Origin of the sequence: Amycolatopsis sp. GM8, assembly GCF_021653975.1 — a bacterium.
Classification (GTDB): Bacteria; Actinomycetota; Actinomycetes; order Mycobacteriales; family Pseudonocardiaceae; genus Amycolatopsis_E.
In genome coordinates this window covers 440,226-457,025 of sequence record NZ_JAJKFK010000005.1, presented here as the reverse complement: position 1 = coordinate 457,025, position 16,800 = coordinate 440,226, and the positions used below count along the sequence as shown (strand labels likewise).

18 protein-coding genes are annotated in these 16,800 nt (G+C 67.8%); 5 read left to right on the top strand and 13 right to left on the bottom strand.

The window, feature by feature from the left end; all coding sequences use genetic code 11:
* Window positions 1-8: 8 nt before the first annotated feature.
* The 7 genes from LOZ83_RS25635 to LOZ83_RS25605 form a co-directional block, all read right to left on the bottom strand.
* Window positions 9-953, bottom strand: coding sequence for an ABC transporter permease (locus LOZ83_RS25635; RefSeq protein ID WP_236794208.1), 945 nt, complete (start codon window positions 951-953; stop codon window positions 9-11).
* On the bottom strand, window positions 950-1,954 hold the full coding sequence (locus LOZ83_RS25630) for an ABC transporter ATP-binding protein (protein ID WP_236794207.1): 1,005 nt from the start codon (window positions 1,952-1,954) through the stop codon (window positions 950-952). Before LOZ83_RS25630 ends, LOZ83_RS25635 begins: the two co-directional genes overlap by 4 nt.
* Before the next feature lie 7 nt (window positions 1,955-1,961).
* The gene (locus LOZ83_RS25625) at window positions 1,962-2,723 is read right to left on the bottom strand and encodes a GntR family transcriptional regulator (RefSeq protein WP_255824986.1); all 762 of its coding nucleotides are present in this window, start codon (window positions 2,721-2,723) and stop codon (window positions 1,962-1,964) included.
* Window positions 2,724-2,797: 74 nt separating this feature from the next.
* On the bottom strand, window positions 2,798-4,354 hold the full coding sequence (locus LOZ83_RS25620; RefSeq protein WP_236794205.1) for an amidase family protein: 1,557 nt from the start codon (window positions 4,352-4,354) through the stop codon (window positions 2,798-2,800).
* Window positions 4,338-5,321: an ABC transporter ATP-binding protein gene (locus LOZ83_RS25615; RefSeq protein ID WP_236794204.1), complete on the bottom strand. Its 984-nt coding sequence runs from the start codon at window positions 5,319-5,321 to the stop codon at window positions 4,338-4,340. The genes LOZ83_RS25620 and LOZ83_RS25615 overlap by 17 nt, the downstream gene beginning before the upstream one ends.
* Window positions 5,305-6,210 carry an ABC transporter permease gene (locus tag LOZ83_RS25610; RefSeq protein WP_236794203.1) on the bottom strand — a complete coding sequence of 302 codons (906 nt, stop codon included), beginning with the start codon at window positions 6,208-6,210 and terminating at the stop codon, window positions 5,305-5,307. The genes LOZ83_RS25615 and LOZ83_RS25610 overlap by 17 nt, the downstream gene beginning before the upstream one ends.
* On the bottom strand, window positions 6,210-7,835 hold the full coding sequence (locus LOZ83_RS25605; protein ID WP_236794202.1) for an ABC transporter substrate-binding protein: 1,626 nt from the start codon (window positions 7,833-7,835) through the stop codon (window positions 6,210-6,212). Before LOZ83_RS25605 ends, LOZ83_RS25610 begins: the two co-directional genes overlap by 1 nt.
* A 337-nt stretch (window positions 7,836-8,172) precedes the next feature.
* Here LOZ83_RS25605 and LOZ83_RS25600 point away from each other — a divergent pair, with 337 nt between their 5' ends.
* Complete coding sequence (locus tag LOZ83_RS25600; protein WP_236794201.1) at window positions 8,173-9,249, top strand: alpha/beta hydrolase; 1,077 nt, start codon at window positions 8,173-8,175, stop codon at window positions 9,247-9,249.
* Between the two features lie 4 nt (window positions 9,250-9,253).
* Here LOZ83_RS25600 and LOZ83_RS25595 read toward each other — a convergent pair whose 3' ends face one another.
* Window positions 9,254-9,967: a GntR family transcriptional regulator gene (locus LOZ83_RS25595; RefSeq protein ID WP_236794200.1), complete on the bottom strand. Its 714-nt coding sequence runs from the start codon at window positions 9,965-9,967 to the stop codon at window positions 9,254-9,256.
* 128 nt (window positions 9,968-10,095) lie between these two features.
* Between LOZ83_RS25595 and LOZ83_RS25590 the strand changes: the two genes are divergently transcribed.
* Genes LOZ83_RS25590 through LOZ83_RS25580 form a run of 3 tightly spaced genes read left to right on the top strand, consistent with a single transcriptional unit; the run spans window position 10,096 to window position 13,236 of the window.
* Complete coding sequence (locus LOZ83_RS25590; protein WP_236794199.1) at window positions 10,096-11,505, top strand: amidohydrolase family protein; 1,410 nt, start codon at window positions 10,096-10,098, stop codon at window positions 11,503-11,505.
* 41 nt (window positions 11,506-11,546) lie between these two features.
* Window positions 11,547-12,482, top strand: a complete 936-nt coding sequence (locus tag LOZ83_RS25585; protein ID WP_236794198.1) for an NAD(P)-dependent oxidoreductase — start codon at window positions 11,547-11,549, stop codon at window positions 12,480-12,482.
* The gene (locus tag LOZ83_RS25580; protein ID WP_236794197.1) at window positions 12,475-13,236 is read left to right on the top strand and encodes an SDR family NAD(P)-dependent oxidoreductase; all 762 of its coding nucleotides are present in this window, start codon (window positions 12,475-12,477) and stop codon (window positions 13,234-13,236) included. The genes LOZ83_RS25585 and LOZ83_RS25580 overlap by 8 nt, the downstream gene beginning before the upstream one ends.
* Window positions 13,237-13,272: 36 nt before the next feature.
* On the opposite strand, the gene LOZ83_RS25575 is transcribed toward LOZ83_RS25580, so the two are convergent.
* The 5 genes from LOZ83_RS25575 to LOZ83_RS25555 all read right to left on the bottom strand — a co-directional run bounded on the left by LOZ83_RS25575 (window position 13,273) and on the right by LOZ83_RS25555 (window position 16,035).
* The gene (locus LOZ83_RS25575; protein WP_236794196.1) at window positions 13,273-13,902 is read right to left on the bottom strand and encodes a phosphatase PAP2 family protein; all 630 of its coding nucleotides are present in this window, start codon (window positions 13,900-13,902) and stop codon (window positions 13,273-13,275) included.
* Between the two features lie 35 nt (window positions 13,903-13,937).
* Entirely contained in the window at window positions 13,938-14,498 is a 561-nt protein-coding gene (locus LOZ83_RS25570; protein WP_236794195.1) for a dihydrofolate reductase family protein, read from the bottom strand.
* Window positions 14,499-14,566: 68 nt separating this feature from the next.
* Window positions 14,567-15,277 (bottom strand): DUF899 family protein, encoded by a 711-nt coding sequence (locus LOZ83_RS25565; RefSeq protein ID WP_236794194.1) that lies wholly within the window; start codon window positions 15,275-15,277, stop codon window positions 14,567-14,569.
* On the bottom strand, window positions 15,261-15,614 hold the full coding sequence (locus LOZ83_RS25560) for a helix-turn-helix transcriptional regulator (RefSeq protein WP_236794193.1): 354 nt from the start codon (window positions 15,612-15,614) through the stop codon (window positions 15,261-15,263). The genes LOZ83_RS25565 and LOZ83_RS25560 overlap by 17 nt, the downstream gene beginning before the upstream one ends.
* Window positions 15,604-16,035, bottom strand: a complete 432-nt coding sequence (locus tag LOZ83_RS25555) for an SRPBCC domain-containing protein (RefSeq protein ID WP_236794192.1) — start codon at window positions 16,033-16,035, stop codon at window positions 15,604-15,606. The genes LOZ83_RS25560 and LOZ83_RS25555 overlap by 11 nt, the downstream gene beginning before the upstream one ends.
* Window positions 16,036-16,167: 132 nt before the next feature.
* Here LOZ83_RS25555 and LOZ83_RS25550 point away from each other — a divergent pair, with 132 nt between their 5' ends.
* On the top strand, window positions 16,168-16,776 hold the full coding sequence (locus tag LOZ83_RS25550; RefSeq protein WP_236794191.1) for a TetR family transcriptional regulator: 609 nt from the start codon (window positions 16,168-16,170) through the stop codon (window positions 16,774-16,776).
* The last annotated feature ends 24 nt before the right edge of the window (window positions 16,777-16,800 follow it).

The window sequence follows — 16,800 nt, the reverse complement described above, 5'->3', positions numbered from 1 at the left end:
TTCCATTCTTATCCGTGCGATCCCCGCAGAACCGGATTGACGGCCGCCTGCACGATGTCGACGACGAGATTGAGGACGACGAACGTGGCGGCGATGACGAGCATCGCACCCTGAACCGTCTGCAGGTCCCGGGCGCCGATCGCCGCGTAGACCAGCTTGCCCATGCCCGGCCAGGAAAAGATCGTTTCGATGAGCACCTGCCCGCCGAGCAGGTAGCCGAGCTGCAGGCCGGACGTGGCGAGCACGGGGTTCAGCGAGTTCTTGAACGCGTGCCACAGTATGCGCGGGACGCGCAGTCCCTTGGCCCGCAACGTCTCGACGTACTCGGCGTCCAGTGCCTCGATCATCGCCGCTCTGGCGACCTTCGCGGTGAGCCCCTGGGTCACCAGGCCACCGGCGACCATCGGCATGATCAGATGCAGGATGAAGGATCCCGCCCCGTCGCCGAGCCCGGTTCCCTGTGTCGGCAGCAGCCGCAGTGTCGCGCCGAAGATACCGAGCAGGACGATCGCCAGCCAGAACGACGGAACGCTCAGCCCGGTCAGGGACACGCCGGACAGCAGGCGGTCGATCCACTTGCCGCGGTGATAGGCGGCGGTGACGCCGAGGGCGACGCCGCTGAGGATGCCGAAAGCGGCGGTACACAGGGCGAGGATCGCGGTGTTCAGCCAGGCCGCGGCGATGAGCGAGCTCACCGTTCGCTGCTGGACCGCCGAATATCCGAGGTTTCCGGTGAACAGGTTCGTCAGCCAGGTCCAGAATCGGAGCGGCAACGACTGGTCGAGACCCAGTGAATGCCGCAGTGCGGCGGTCTCCTCGGGGCCGGCGCCCGGCGGCAGGATCGAGGCGACCTCGTTTCCGGGCAGCACCTGCATCAGCACGAAGATGACCAGCGAGATCCCGACCAGCAGCGGGACGGCGGCCAGCAGCCGGCCGGCGATGAACCTGGTCACCGGGTGCCTCCCGGGCCCGGCACGTTGAGGCACGCCGCCCAGTGCGTCCGGCTGCGCGCGCGTGCGGTGGGGAACCCGTTCGTCCAGCAGGCGGGTTTCGATTCGGCGCAGCGGGGCGCGAACGAGCAGCCGGGGGGCAGCCGGGCCAGGTTCGGTGGCGCGCCCGGGATGATCGCCGGCGGCCGCGTCTGTCCGGCTTGGACATTGGCGCCGAGCAGGCCTCGGGTGTAGGGATGCGCCGGCGAGCCGATGACGTCGGCCACCGGGCCCTGTTCGATGACACGTCCCGCGTACATCACCGCGATGTCGTCCGCGACCTGGGAAGCGGCGGCGAGATCGTGCGTCACGATGACCATGGCCATGGTCCGCTCCTGCTGGATCGACGCGATGAGCGCCATGACGCGTGCCTGGACCGTCGCGTCCAGCGCGGTCGTGGGCTCGTCGGCGAGCAGGATCTCGGGCTCACCGGCGAGCGCCATCGCGATCACCACCCGTTGCCGCATGCCACCACTCAGTTCGAAGGGATAGGCGTTGAACCGGTGTTCCGGCGCGGGTATCCGGACGGCTTCGAGAAGTTCGAGCGCCCGCGACCGGGCGGCCGGCTCGCGGAGCCGGTGGTGCCGGCGCAGCGTCTCGGTGAGCTGCCGGCCGATCGTGAAGACCGGATCCAGCGCCGTCAGCGGGTCCTGGAAGATCATCCCGATCCGGGATCCCCGAACGGCTTCCCGTTCCTTTCGCCGGACCGCGAGGAGATCGCGTCCGTCGAGAAACACGTTCCCGGTGATCTTCGCCGACCTGGGCAGCAGCCCGAGCACCGATCGCAGCAGTGCGCTCTTTCCCGATCCGGATTCCCCGATGATCGCCAGTGCCCGGCCGCGGTACACGTCGAGCGTCACCTGGTTGACGGCGCGAAGCGGGCCGTCGTGAGTCCGGAATTCGGTGGTGAGGTTTCGCAGCCCCAGCGCGATGTCGCGCGGCGGGGCGGTGAGTTCGGCAGTCAACGGGGCCTCACGGGTTGCTGGGCGGGCGGGTCGTCTGGAATTCGAGCCGGACACCGTCGGCGCGGCCGCGCGAGTAGGCCAGCGCCGCCGGGCGGCCCCCGGTCACGCGGATCAGGGTGCCGAGCAAGAGGAGTGGGGTTCCGGTCGGTACGGCGAGTACGCGGGCCACCGCCTCATCCGCCGCGGTGGCCTCGACGGAGTGTTCGGACCCGGCGATTTCCAGGCCGAGCCCCAGTTCGATCACCTCGAAGAAACCGATGTCGGGCAGGTCCACGGCACCGTCGAGGATCGGCTCGGCCAGCACGAACGGAAGCCAGATCGAGGCGAGTGAGACGGCCCGGCCGTACTGACGGGTCATCCGCTCGATGAAGACGACGCGGTCCCGCGGATCGATCTCCAGTTGCGCCGCCACACTGGGCGACGCGACCTCGGCGGAGACCGACAGCACCTCATGGCTCACGTCGTCACGGTCCCGGCGCGGCCCGGCCACGCCACGGTTGGGTCCCAGCGACACGGGGCGCTGCCGGTCCGCGGTGACAATCGTGCCGACCCCCTGTACCCGTTTCACCAGTCCCTCCGTACGAAGAAGATCGAGGGCCATCCGCACGGCCGTGCGACTTGCGTGTTCGCTGGCCATCAGCGTCGATTCCGACGGCAGCAACCCGTCCGGGTAGCGCGCGGACCGGATGTCACGGCGCAATGAATCACGTACCCGGCGCGCTACTTCTGCCCGGCTCTGCGGCGTTCGAGACGTTCTGTGAGTGGTCATGGCCGAATCGTCAGCATCGCGTGTTATCCGCGCATGTCCGGCCGGTCGCGGCAGGGTTTCGCCAGCTGGGGCGATCATGACCCCACCGCGATGATCGCGTCCCAGTCGACCGAATGCTCGTACGCGTACGCGACCCGGAGCAGCAGAGGATCGTCGAAGAACCGCCCGACCAGTTGCATACTGACCGGCAGGCCGCTCAATTTTCCCACGGGCACGGCCAGCGCGGGATGCCCGGTGTAGTTGTACGTGAAGGTATTGCGCGCGGCGGTCCGGGCGCTCGTGATCAAGTCGTGGCGCAGCGCTTCCAGGTAGCTTCCGGGCGCCTCGTAGACGGGCGCGGTTTCCGGGCAGGTCGGCATCACCAGCACGTCCACCTCCGCGAAGGCTTTGGCGAACTGCTTGACGTAGTACGGCCGGCTGTTCTGCGCTTTCGCGTAGACCCGGCCGTGATAGGTGCGCCGGGTGAACTCCGCTTCGATGTACCCCAGCTTCGTGCGTGGCGCCAGCAGATCCGGCTGTTCGGTCCAGAGCCGGTGCACCGCGGCCAGCAGCGTCGCCGGATAATAGGTCTTGGTGAACGCACCGTAGAACCCGGTTTCGAACAATGCCCGCGATCCCTCGGGCATCAGCGCTGCCTGCGCGATACCCGCCGTCGCGTGCGCCGGCACGGAAATCTTCGAGACCACGGCACCTTGCTCGGCCAGCACCTCGATCGCGGCCACTACCAGGTCGTTCACCTCGGGCGACACGTCGTGGAAACCTTCTTCGAGCACGCCGATCCGCAGGCCTTGCACGCCGTGGTCCAGACCGGTCAGCACGTCCATCGATTCGGGGACATCGCGGCCCTGCCTCGGGTCGTACCCGTCGTATCCCGCGGTGGCCTGGAGTGCGGCCGCGACGTCCGCCGACGTGCGGGCCATCGGTCCGGTGTGGTCGATGCTCTGGTCGGTGCCGAAGCCGACACCGAAATGGGACACCAGGCCGAAGGTCGGCTTGAGCCCGATCGTGCCGGTCATGGCGGCGGGGATGCGGATCGAGCCACCCTGGTCGCCGCCGAACGAGATGTCGACATCGGACACGGCGACCGCGATCGCGGAGCCCGCCGACGAGGCACCGGTGACATGGTCGGGGTTGTGGGGATTGAGCGGGCGGCCGTAGTCGCCGATACCGCCGCCGATGCCGAATCCGCCGCCCAGGCCGTTCTGGATGTTGTGACCGGTCACCGTGCCACCCGCGGCGAGCACCCGGGTGACGATCGTCGCGTCGAAATCGGGGATGAATCCGTCCAAGGCGAAGGACCCGATGCTCATCGGCATCCCGGCGATCGCCACCTGGTCCTTGTAGCTGATCGTCCGGCCGGCCAGGATTCCCTCGCCGGCACCCTCGATCCGGCATTTCCAGGTCCAGGCGTTCAGCGGATCTTCCGCCCGGTTCGGGCGGTAGCCCGGCTCGCGTGCCGGATACAGCAGCGGCGGACGTTCCTCCTCGATTCTGGACTGGACGAAATCATCTCGTGCGGCCAGTTGCACCTCGAGGAATTCGCGGTAGATGACCGCCTCCTCGGCGGTCACGTGAATCCCCAGTTTTCGCGCGACCTCGATGATCTGACCGGTGTCAGGAACGACGAACATGTGCTTCTCCTTGTGGTGGGTAGAGATGGCACGCGACCCGCTGGCCCTGGTCGTGTTCTTCCAGTCGCGGGGTGGTGGCGGCGCAGATCTCCGTCGCATGTGGACATCGAGTACGGAACCGGCACCCGCTCGGCGGGTCCAGCGGGCTCGGCACGTCGCCGTCGACCACCGGCGGTTCGCGCACCTTGGTCCCCAGCTGGGGAACAGAGGCGAGCAGCGCCTTCGTGTAGGGATGCAGCGGCCGGCGGTAGAGCTGTGCCGGGGTACCGGTTTCGACGATCCTGCCGAGATACATGACCGCGACCTGATCACTCATGTACTCCACGACGTTGAGGTCGTGGCTGATGAACACGAAGCTCAGGTTCTTCTCGGTGCGCAGCTCACGCAGCAGGGCGAGAATCTGGGCCTGGACGGACTTGTCCAGCGCGGACACCGCCTCGTCGCAGACCACCAGCCTCGGGTCGAGCGCGAGCGCACGGGCGATGTTGACCCGCTGCCGCTGACCCCCGCTGAGCTGGTGAGGGTAGTAGGAGGCGTGGTTGGCGTGCAGACCGACCTGATCGAGCAGGGCGCGCACCCGGCGCCGGGTCTCCGCCCGGTCGTGGCCGTGCACCCGAAGCGCCAGCCCGACGCTGTCACCCACCGACGCCTTCGGGTTCAGCGCGGAGTAAGGATCCTGGAACACCATCTGGATGTCACGCCGGGCCTCGCCCGATCGCTCGGCGGGTAACGGCTTCCCGTCGAAGCTGATCCGGCCGCGATCCGGCTGTACCAGCCCGACGATCATCCTGGCGAGGGTGGACTTGCCGCATCCCGATTCACCGACGATGCCCAGGGTGGCACCGGCCGCGACGCTCATCGTGACGCCATCGACGGCCGAGGCCTCCCGGCCGCCGCGGAGGCGAAAGGTCTTGTGCAGATCGGCGACCGCGAGGAGTTCGGATTCCTTGTCACGAGGACCGGACATTCATCGCCTCCTGGAATGCGTCGGACATCCGGTTGAACGCGATCGAGGTGAGGAAGATCATCGCGCCCGGAAGCGTCGCGACGATCGCCGCGCCGTAAATGCTGCCGCGCAAGCTCTGGAGCATGAATCCCCATTCCGGCGTCGGCGGCTGAATTCCCAGTCCGAGAAAGCTCAGGCTGGCCGCGATGATCATCGAGATGCCGAGCAGACCGGACGCATAGGCGGCGACCGGGGTGAACACGTTGGGCAGGATCTGGGTCCGGACCAGCCGTACCGTGCCTGCTCCGGTCATCCGAGCCGCCTCGACGTATTCCTTCACCGCGATTTCCCTGGTCGCCGCCTGCGCAATGCGGCAGACGGGCGGGACGAAGATGATGGTCGTCGCGATCATCGCGTTGGAGATCCCGGGCCCGAGAGACGTGCTGATCGAGATCGCCAGGAGAATCGCCGGGAACGCATAGAGCACGTCCATCGACCGCATGATCACGTTGCTCGTCAGCGGCCGCGAGAGCCCGGCCCACATGCCCAGGGCGAGTCCGGCGACCGTGGCGCCCAGCACCGGGACGAATCCGTTGAGAAGCGAAGTCCTGCCGCCGTAGAGCAGCCGCGCCGTCATGTCCCGGCCCAGTTCGTCTGTGCCCAGCAGATGCCCGCTGGACCCGACCGGCAGCAAGCGGTGCAGCGGATCACTCGCGCCGGGGTCGTATCCCGTCAGCAGCGGCGCGAAGATCGCGGAGAGGACGAGCACGGCGAGTACGCCGGTCGCCACCATTCCGCTGACATTCCGTACGTACCGCTGACCGACCTCGCGCCAGTACGACCTGGGCGACACGGCCGGCTCTTCGCTGTGCCAGGCAGCCTCGGCGAAACTGCTTTCCACGGCAGTCATCAGCCGACCCACATCTTCGTGAAGTCGACCCACCGGGATTGAGCCTGGACATAGCCGTGCACGGTGCTCGCCATCGACCGCAGGTTCCGGTCGTTGATCCAGAACAGCACCGGCGCGTCGTCCAGGAGGACCTTGTTCATCTGTCGCAGGTCCTTGTTCTGGGTGTCGATGTCGAAGCTCGCCGCCGCCGCGTTGTAGGCCTGGTCGACCGCCTGGTCGCAGTAGCCGACGGCGTTCGCGACACCGCCCAGCGAGCAGAGGTTCAACCTGGCGAACCCGGTGGGCAGCATGCCGGCGGCCGGTGCCGCCCAGATGATGTCGTACTTCGACCACTGCGGCGCGCTGAGGCCACCCGGGGTGGCATAGATGGACAGGTAGCTGTTGAACTCCAGTGGGGTGAGCGTGAGCTTGACTCCGATGGCGCCGAAATCGGCCTGCATCTGTTCGGCCATCGGTCCGGGGAACATGTTGCCCGAACCGTCGGGTGGGTAGACCATGTTGAGGGTCAACGGCGCCTTGCCGGGCCCATATCCCGCTTCGGAGAGCAATTGCTTCGCCTTGGCGAGATCGTAGGCGTATCCCGGCTCGTCCTTGACGTAGTACGGGCTGGCCTGGACGACATACTGGTTCGCGGGCGCGCCGGCGTTGTTGATCGTGGCAGCCGTCGCGGCGCGGTTGAGGGCGTAGTTGAGTGCCTGTCGCAGCTTGAGGTTGTCCTTGAACGGGGCCCTGAACATGTTGAACTGCGGCATGATCGCCGCCGGGCTCGCGTCGTCCAGGAACACCTGGTAGTCCTGTCCTTTCAGGAGGGAAATCGAGTCCGGCGAAGGGACCTCGGCCCAGTTCACGGCGCCGGACTGCAGCGACGCCACCCGCGAGGAGGCTTCCGGTTGCGGGTAGAGCACGATCTCGTCGAGTTTGGCCGGGCCATCCCAGTAGTCCGGATTGCGTTTGAGGGTCATCTCGACGTTGTTCTCGTATTTGTCGACCACGAATGGACCGGTGCCGGTGGCATGGTTGAGGTAGTCGGCATTGCCCCATTTCTGTACCGCTGTGGGGCTGGCGATGAAGACGGTCAGCAGATCGTAGGGCAGAAAAGAATACGGCGCCTTGGTGGTGATGGAGACCTGATGGTCGTTGTCCGCCGTGTAGCTCTTGATCTGCTGGAAGTAGGGGCCGGTGCGCGCCGCGACGATCGGGCTGTAGTACTGGAACCCCTTGTCGCTCGCCCGGCGCAGATTGAACAGCACGGCGTCGGCATCGAACGGCGTGCCGTCGGAGAACTTGACGCCCTGGCGGAGGACGAAGGTCCAGGTCAGGTTGTCGGCCGAGCGTGTCCAGGAGGTCGCCAGGCCTGGTTGCGGCGTGGGCAGTGTGCTGGCCTGGTCGAGGTTCAGCCTGGTCAACCCGTCGTAGATGTTGTTGGCCACGAACCGGATTCCCTCTTGCCCCTGGTCCGGCAGGACCTCGGGCTGGGGCACGTTGCCGGCGGACATGGCGATCTTCAGTGTCCCTCCGGTGCCGTCGGCACCGCCCGTGTCCTGGGCGCCGGTCGCCGTGCAGCCGGTGACGAGAAGCGACGCGGCGAGCACTCCGGCCGCGATTCGCAATAAGCGAGACAGCATGGAAATTTTCCTTCGACTAGCCGGGAAGCGGCGCTGCGGGGCAAGATCTTTCTGGCTCGGCACCCCGGGAGCGTCACAAACCCACGTTTCGGGAAAGTTGTGTTTCGTCTCGGCGAAGTTACGCGTGGCAAAGGCCAGGTATTCGACGCTTTCCGGCGCAGAAACGCGCCACCCTGCGATCCACGTCACGGTCCCGAGCCGGGTCCACGATCATGTCCGGCCCTTCCGGGACGTTCCTGTTGCCCCAGTGGGTACAGTGCGGCTTTTTGGTGCGTTACCCGTGGTTGGCACGCTGATACTGAAAAGTATCGGTTGTCAATTTCTCGAGGAGAACACTGTGGGCGCAGTCGGCAGACGACGTAAAGCCTTGTCGCTCCTGGCGGTGGCTGTGCTGGGATTTCTTGGCGTGTCGGTGTTTACGGCGGGGAGTGCGGCGGCGACGCCGGGACCGGTGTGTTCGGAGGTGACGGTCCCGGTGCGGATCCCGACGGTGGTGCCTCCGTTGCTGCCCACGCCGGGGCAGATTTCCGGCACGTTGTGTCGCCCGGCGGATCCGGGCCCGAAGGCGCAGACGATTCAGTTGTTATTGCATGGTGGTGCGTACAATCGGTCGTACTGGATGTTCCCGTACGACCCCGCGACGTACAACTATGTCGATAACGCGGTGGGGAACGGCTATACGACGCTGGCGATCGACCGGGTGGGTTATGGCGGTAGTACGCATCCGCTCAGTGCGCTGGTCACCGAGCCCACCACGGCGGACACGGTGCATCAGGTGGTGCAGTACATTCGCGACGGTGGGCTCGGTCGGAATTTCGCGCACGTCGCGCTGGTGGGGCATTCCATGGGGTCGATCGCGGCGATCCAGGAAGCCGGGATCTATCACGACGTCGACGGCATCGTGATCACCGGGATCGTCCACAACCAGGGCGCCGGACTCGTGCAGACGGTGGCCTCCATGGGACCCGCGATCCTGAACCCGAAGTTCGCCGGAAGCGGCCTCGACCCGGGCTACCTGGCGGTCAATTCAGGAGCACGCGAGAGCCTGTTCTATGTGCCCTCGAATACCGACCCCGGCGCGGTCGCCGCGGACGAGGCCACGGGGGACACGTTCCCGGCGGTCGAGGCGACCGGATATGTGCAGGAAGTCAATCGTGTCCCGCTGCTGTGGCAGGCGCCGAATGTCATAGTTCCCGTCCTCGTGCTGGAGGGTGACCACGACATCCTCGGCTGTGGCGGTGCCTTGGATTGCGGCAACACCTCTGCGGTCGTCGCGAGTGAACAGTCGGCTTACGTGAATTCGCCGTCCGTGAGCGTGCAGGTCATCCCGAATGCCGGTCACGATCTGAATTTGCAGAAATGCGCGCCCGAGGTGTTTCACATGATCGGTTCGTGGATCGATAACCACATCTGAGAATTCAGATCAGGTCGCTCAGTTCCGGGCTCGGCGCCGGCCGGCGGGCGCGGTCGAGGATCGCCTTGTGCACCCGGCCCAGGTGCGTGCGCATCAATTCCGCCGCCCGCGGGCCATCCTCGGTGCGCAGCGCGGCGGTGATGGTGATGTGGTCATCCAGCGGGCATCCCGCGTTCGGGGGGACGGCGTACTTCGCGATGGCGAGGCAGGTCAGCGCGGTCAGCTCGACCAGGTACTTGACACAGAAGGGATTACCGCCGGCCTCGGCCAGCGTGACGTGGAACGTGCCGGACAGTTCCACCGCGGCGGCCAGCTCGCCCGCGCGCTGGTGATCGATCTGCTCGGTGGTGATCCGGTCGAGTTCGGCCAGCGCCGCCTCGTCGATCCGTCCCGCCAGTCGCGCCGCCAGGTCGCCCTCGATGGCGATCCGCGCGTCTCGCACATGCTCGACTTGCTGGTCGGTCGGGCTGGCTACGAACGCTCCTCGTTTCGGGTAGTACTCGACGAGCCCGTCCGAGGCCAGCCGGATGAGTGCGCGACGAACCACCTCGCGATTGGCGCCAAAGAGCTCGCACAGCTTCACTTCCGCGAGTTTGGTGCCGGGCCCGATCCTGTTGCGCAACACCGACTCACGGATCCGTTGGTAGATCTCGTCTCCTGGTAGGTCCTGCTGGTGTCCGCGCAACCCGCCCTCCGGAGTCCGTGCCCATCTTGTCAACAAGATAGGTCATTCTTGTTGACAATGATAGTGGGCCGATGTCAGTGTGAACGCTCCGTACCTGCGCGACGCGGCGCGACCATGCGGAATTCGATCACGCCGGAAGTCGCCCCCAGGAGGAACGCATCATGTCGGATCAGCACGAAGACGGTGTCGACCTGGTCGTCACCGGGGGCATAGTCGTCAACGCGTCCCACCGGCAGGCCGCGACCGTGATCGTCCACAATGGACAGGTGCGGGGCTTGCTCGCGCCCGGCGCGCCGGTGCCGGTCGCTCGCCGCACGCTCGACGTCGAGGGCCGGGTCCTGCTTCCCGGCGGGGTCGACCCGCACTGCCACATCGGCGAGATCGTCGGGGACTACGCCGGGCAGGACGACTACGAAAGCGCCACCGTCGCCGCGCTGCACGGTGGGACGACGACGGTCGTCAACTTCGCCATCCCCGAGGCCGACGACGAGACACCGCTCGACTGTGCGCGGCGCCGGCTCGATGAGGGGGCCTCGGCCCGGATCGATCACGCGTTGCACGGTGGGCTCGTCCGCTGGGACCCCGGGTTGGGTGAGCAGATCGCGGAACTGGCGAAACTCGGTATCCGCACGATCAAGATGTTCACCACCTACCGTGGCGAGCGGATGGTCGAGCCGGAGACGATCCTCGAAGTCCTCCGGAGCCTGCACCGGCAGGGCGGCATGGGATACGTGCACGCCGAGGCCGACCATGTGATCGAGGACGCGCTGGCCCTGTGTGCCGAGGCCGGTCGCATCGACGCGTCACATCTCGCCGAAACCCGGCCCGCACTCGCCGAAAACGCCGCCGTGGCACAGGTTCTCGCGACCGCGCAGCACCTTTCGGCGCCCGTCTATTTCGTCCACCAGTCGACGCCGGAGGCCGTGGCACAAGTCCGCGCCGCACGCCGCGAAGGCCTGCGGGCCTACACCGAAACCTGCCCGCACTATCTGCTCCTCGACGACTCGGTCTACGGCAAGCCCGGAGCGGAAGGGTTCGTGTGCTGCCCGCCCCTGCGGGGCCACGAGCTGCGCCGTGACCTGGTGACCGCCGCACTGGTCGGCGACGTCGACACGATCGGCTCCGACCACTGCTGCTTCAGCCTCGAACAGAAATCGGCGAGCAGCCACGACGTCCGGCACATGCCCAACGGCCTCCCGGGCGTCGAGACCCGCATCCCGGCCGCGTTCACCGCGCTCGTGGCGGAAGCAGGCGTGTCCCTCGAGCGGTTCGCCGCGCTGACGTCGACGAATGCCGCCCGGCTCAACGGCCTGCACACCAAGGGGTGGATCGGGCCGGGTGCCGACGCCGACTTCTACAGTGTCGACCCGGCGGCGAGCCGCACCACCGACGCCGCCGACCTCCACATGGCCACTGATTACACGCCGTACCAAGGCATGACGCTGTACGGCTGGCCCACGGACGTCGTCTCCGCGGGCCGTGTCGTGCTCGACAGTGCGGGATTCCACGACCCCGGCCCCGTCGGACGGTTCCTGGAAACGCACCCACTCGACGATGCTCTCCTGACGTAGAAACTGTGGACGACCAACCCACCGATCAGGAGTTTCCAGCGATGAATCGAGACAATTCCGCACCACCGGACACCGTGCTCGTCACCGGGGCCTCCGGCCTGCTCGGCAATGCCGTCGTGGCGCGCCTGCGTGCGCGAGGCAGCCGGGTCGTCGCGACCGACCTCACCCCCCGGTCCAGCGACGTGATCGCCTGCGACGTCACCGACGGGGCCGCGCTCGATGCCATCGTCGTCCGGGAGGGCGTGACCGGCATCGTGCACTGCGGCGCGATCTCCGGCCCGATGCTGTCCCGGGACGCGCCACGGACGATCATCGACATCAACATCGGCGGCACCACCAACGTGCTCGAAACGGCCCGGTTGCGGCACTTGCGGCGCGTGGTGTTCTGCTCGTCCATCACCGTCTACGGCAACACCGCCGAAGCCGCGGTGCCGGAAACCACCGCGACCACGCCGACGAGCGTGTACGCGGCCACGAAAGTCGCCGGCGAAGCGCTGATCAGCGCCTACACCGCGCAGTACGGAGTCGACGGGATCGCGCTCCGGCTCGGCACCGTGTACGGCCCGGGCCGCCGCACCGCCTGCTTCGTCCGGACGATGCTGGAGAACGCCCGGGATGGCTCGCCGACCGTGCTGCCGTTCGGCCGGGATTTCCCCCGGCAGTACATTTTCGTCGACGACGCGGCCGAAGCCATCGTCCGGGCGTGGGACGTGGAATCCCCGGAACACCGCGTCTTCAACGTGACCGCCGGTTCGCACCTCACGATGGCGGGGGTGGCGGAGGTGGCCGCCGGCGTCGTGCCGGGCATCACTGTGCGACTCGAAGACGGACCCGACCCGGACGACCCGGACCGGCAGGGCCCGCTGTCGCTGGACCGCGTCGAGGCCGAACTCGGATTCCACGCGCATTGGACGCTCGCCGAGGGCATCAGGACCTACGCCGGCACGCTCTTCGAGGAGGCAGGAAACCATGACTGATCCGTTCGACCTCACCGGCCGCACGGCCCTGGTCACCGGGGGCAGCCGGGGGATCGGGCGGGCGATCGTGGAAATCCTGGCTCGGCACGGTGCCGCCGTGGCGTTCTGCCATCTCGATGACGACGACGCGGCGGTGACCTTCACGAGCGAGCTCACCGGCGCGGGTCACGAGGTCGCCTCCCGCTCCTGCGACGTCTCCTCCGCGGCGGATGTCGACGGGCTCGCCGCCTGGGCCGCCGACACGGTCGGCCACGTCGACATCGTGGTCAACTCGGCCGGTGTCGGCGGCGGGGACCGGCCGTTCGAGGACGTCGATGTAGCCGAGTGGGATCGCGTGGTGGGGATCAACCTGCGGGGTACCTATCTGGTGGCACACGCGTTCTACGAACCGATGCGCCGCAAGGGCTGGGGGCGGATCATCAACATCGCCTCGCAGCTCGCCTACAAGGGCGCCACGGGTCTTGCCCACTACTGCGCTTCCAAGGCCGGGGTCGTCGGGTTCACGCGTGCCCTGGCGCTCGAAGGCGCCCCGCACGGCGTGCTGGTCAACGCGATCGCCCCGGGACCGGTGGACACCGCGCTGCTGCGGGGGCACAGCGAGAGCTGGCTGGCCGACAAGCGCGCGTCGCTGCCACTGGGCCGGGTCGGCGAAGTCGAAGAGATCGCACCCACCGCACTGCTGCTCGCCTCCGCGGCCGGGAACTACTACGTCGGTCAAACCCTCTCGCCCAATGGAGGGGACGTACTGCTCTGATCCCTCGACGCCGAGGGTGCGTGCGGAGACGCTGGCTCACAAGGGCTGATCCGCCCGGCGGATCACTACGACGGCCGCCAGGGTCAGCCACAGAACCCCGAAGCACCAGCCACCGAACACATCGGTCGGCCAGTGCACGCCGAGGTAGACCCGGGTGAAGCCGACGACCGCCGCGCAGGCGGCCGCCGCGAGCCAGATCAGCGTGCGTGCCCACGGCCGCGTGAGGCGCCGGGCGATCAGCCACGCGCTCAGGCCCGCGGCCAGCGTCGCCTCCGTCGTGTGCCCGGACGGGAACGAAAAACCGGCGGTCGTGGTCGCCCAGTCCGCCAGCGGTGGCCGGGCCCGGTGCACGGCGATGGAAATCGCCGTCCGGCAGAACCCGCCCGCGGCGATCACGGCGAGCGCGATCGCCGCGTGGACGGCACGGGTGCGGACCGGTCCGGGGGTGGCGGCGAACGCGATGAGCGTCGTCAGCGGGGCGGCCACCCAGGCGATACCCAGCGTGGTGACGGCCTTGGCCAGCGCGATCCCGCCCGGCGTCCGGACACTCACCGCCCAGCTGTGGATGGCCTGGTCGACCGGCATTGTCGCGGACGTCAGCACCGCGGCCAGCGTCGCGGCGAACAGCACGGCCGCGATCACCAGTCCTTTGTGGAACCCCGTCACGCGACCAGTGTCGCCCATGCCGGGTTAACGGAAGGCTAGGCGTGTACCCGATAGTGCAGGTGCACGACGCCGCTCCCGAAGCGATGCTCGTCCATGAGTTCCAGCTGGAGCCGAACGCCGTCCGGCAGTGCGCGTTTCCCACCGCCGACGAGGATCGGCCCGAGGAGCAGGTGAACTTCGTCGACCAGTCCCGCGGCGAGTGCCTCCCCGCCGAGTTCCGCGCCGCCGATCGAGAGGTCGCGGTCGGCCGATGCCTTGAGCCGCTGGATGGCGGCAGGATCGAAATCGGCCTCGATCCGCGTCCGCACGGTCGATGGCTTCTGGAGCGTCCGGGAGTAAACGATCTTCTCGGCCGCTCGCCAGATCTCCGCGAAATCCTGGAATGCCTTGGACTCATCGGCGCTCGCCGGCACGGTTTCCCAGTACATCATCGTTTCGTACATGCGGCGCCCGTACAGATAGGTGCCGATCGGCCGCTCGAGCTCGTTGACGAACGCGTGCACCTCCTCGTCGGGAGCCGCCCATTCGAAACCGCCGTGCTCGTCCTCCACGTACCCGTCCAGAGACGCGATCGCGGAGTAGATCAGCTTCGCCACGGGAACCTCCTCGTTCTGTTCGAGGGCCCAGCAAAGCGGACGAAGCCCGGGCGAGCAACCCTGCGCGTTCAGGAGGTCTTCTGCAGACGGGCCCAGTACGCGGTGGGATATCCGCCGGTGCGCCACTGCGCGGAGTCGACCTCCCACCGCCGCGACCGGCCGTGGGGGGAGTCCTCCCACGCCTCCTGCCGCCCGTACGCGGTCAGGTCCAGCAGCCCGTACGTCGGCGACATGACCTCGACGCCACGGCCATTGGTCCAGTACGTCTCGAACACCCGGTCGCCGTCCCGCAGATAGCACACCAGGAAGAACATCCCGGCCTGCCGCCCGGGCAGCAGGGCCTCGGCGGAGTCCTGAGCCGAGTACCACGGCACGTCCAGGCCCATGAAGTCCTTGTACCGCACGCTTTCCTCGTACGGGCCCTGGCACAGCACGGCATAGGTGACATCGCGGGCGTGCAGGTAGGACAGCTCGCGAACCTGCGTGCTGTAGTACGTGCAGCCCTCGCACTGGTCGGCGGCGGACCCGCCGGTGTGCCACATGTGGAAGTACGCGATCAGCTGCTGGCGGCCTTCGAACGCGTCCAGCAGCGTGACCGGCCCGCGCGGCCCGACCAGCGGGATCGCCGGGTCGACTTCGACCATCGGCAGCCGCCGGCGGTCCGCCGCGATCGCGTCGCCCGCGCGCGTGTGGGCCTTTTCCCGGACGCGCAACGCGTCCAGCTCGGCCTGCCAGGTCGCCCGGTCCGTCACCGGGGGAAGGTCATCGGTCGTGTCCATCTTGGTGCTCCTTGTCCAGGTGTCTGGTCAATGCGTCCAGCGGGCTGTCCCAATCGCGGGCCAGCGCGGCCAGGAACTGTTGCGCCACTTGCATGGGCGCGGAGTGCAGCCGGTAGCGCACCCGGCGCCGTTCCCCCTGTTCGGCCGTGACCAGGCCGGCTTCGGCGAGCAGCGCCAGGTGTTTGGCGATCGCCTGCCGGGTGATCGGCAGGCGGGTCGCGAGGTCCGTCGCCGTGGCCGGGCCGCCCGAGGCCAGTGCGCTCAGGATGGCGCGCCGGCTCGGGTCGGCCAAGGCGACGAAGACCTGTTCGGCGGTCGCTTCGATGTCAGGCGGCATCGAGATATTCGACCAGCTCGCCCAGTTCGCTCTTCCAGCCGCCGGTGTTGCCGTCGAACGCCTTCTGGTGCGCGTCGTCGGGCAGCTGCGCGAAACCGGACTCGACCACGGTCAGCCGGGTGCCCGTGCCGGCCGGTTCGAGCGTGAACTCGACATAGGTGCGGCGTGGGTCCTCGTCCGGCAGCCCGTAGATGTGCCAGGTGTAGCCGAAAACCCTCGGCTCCTCGACGCGTTCGACGCGCATCTCGGCCCGGTGGCCGTGATCCCAGGTCATCTCCGCGGCACCGCCGGGGCGCAGGTCGATCTTGGCCTGGTTGCCGAACCAGGTGCCCAGCCCCTCGGCCGTGGTGAGCGCTGCCCAGACCTTCGCGGGCGCGTGCGCGATCTCGACGGTCCGTTCGATGCGATCAGGAAATCCCATTTCGTCCTCCACTCTGTATTGCAATCAACTGGTTGCCACATTATGGCAACCGATGGGTTGCGTCAACAGGTGGTTGAAATATGCGTGACACGAAAACTTGCGCGTCACGCAAGTTCTGCTACCGTGGTGGACATGGGGTTGCGGGAGCGCAAGAAGGCGGACACCAGGGCGGCGCTGGCCTGGGCGGCGATCCGGCTGACCGTCGAGCGCGGGTTCGACAACGTCAAGGTGGAGGACATCGCCGAGGCGGCCGACGTCTCGCCGCGCACGTTCAACAACTATTTCTCCAGCAAGGGTGAGGCCATCGCGTCCCACCATCTCGATCGATGCCTGCGGATGGCCGAGGCGCTGCGCGGCCGCCCGGCGGAAGAACCGTTGTGGGAGGCCATCACGGCTTCGGTGGTGGGCCAGTTCGCCCCCACGGCGGCGGTCGCGGCGCACCCGATCACCGACCGGGATCGCTGGACCGCCGGGGTGCGGCTGATGGTCGCCGAGTCCGGCCTGCAGGGCGAGATGCTGCGGGCGGGGGCGCAGGCCCAGGCGGAGATCGCCGCGGCCGTCGCCGAACGCACCGGCACCGACGCCGGGCACGACATGTATCCGCACCTGGTGGCGGCCGCCGTGCTGGCCGCCACGAACGTCGCCACCACACACCACCTGCGCACCGACCCGCCGGAGCCGGTCGAGCGCCTGCTCCCGGAAGCCCTCGCGCAGCTCGCCGCGGGGCTGCCGGCCCCCTAGTTCATCCGTCCACTGAGGACAGAC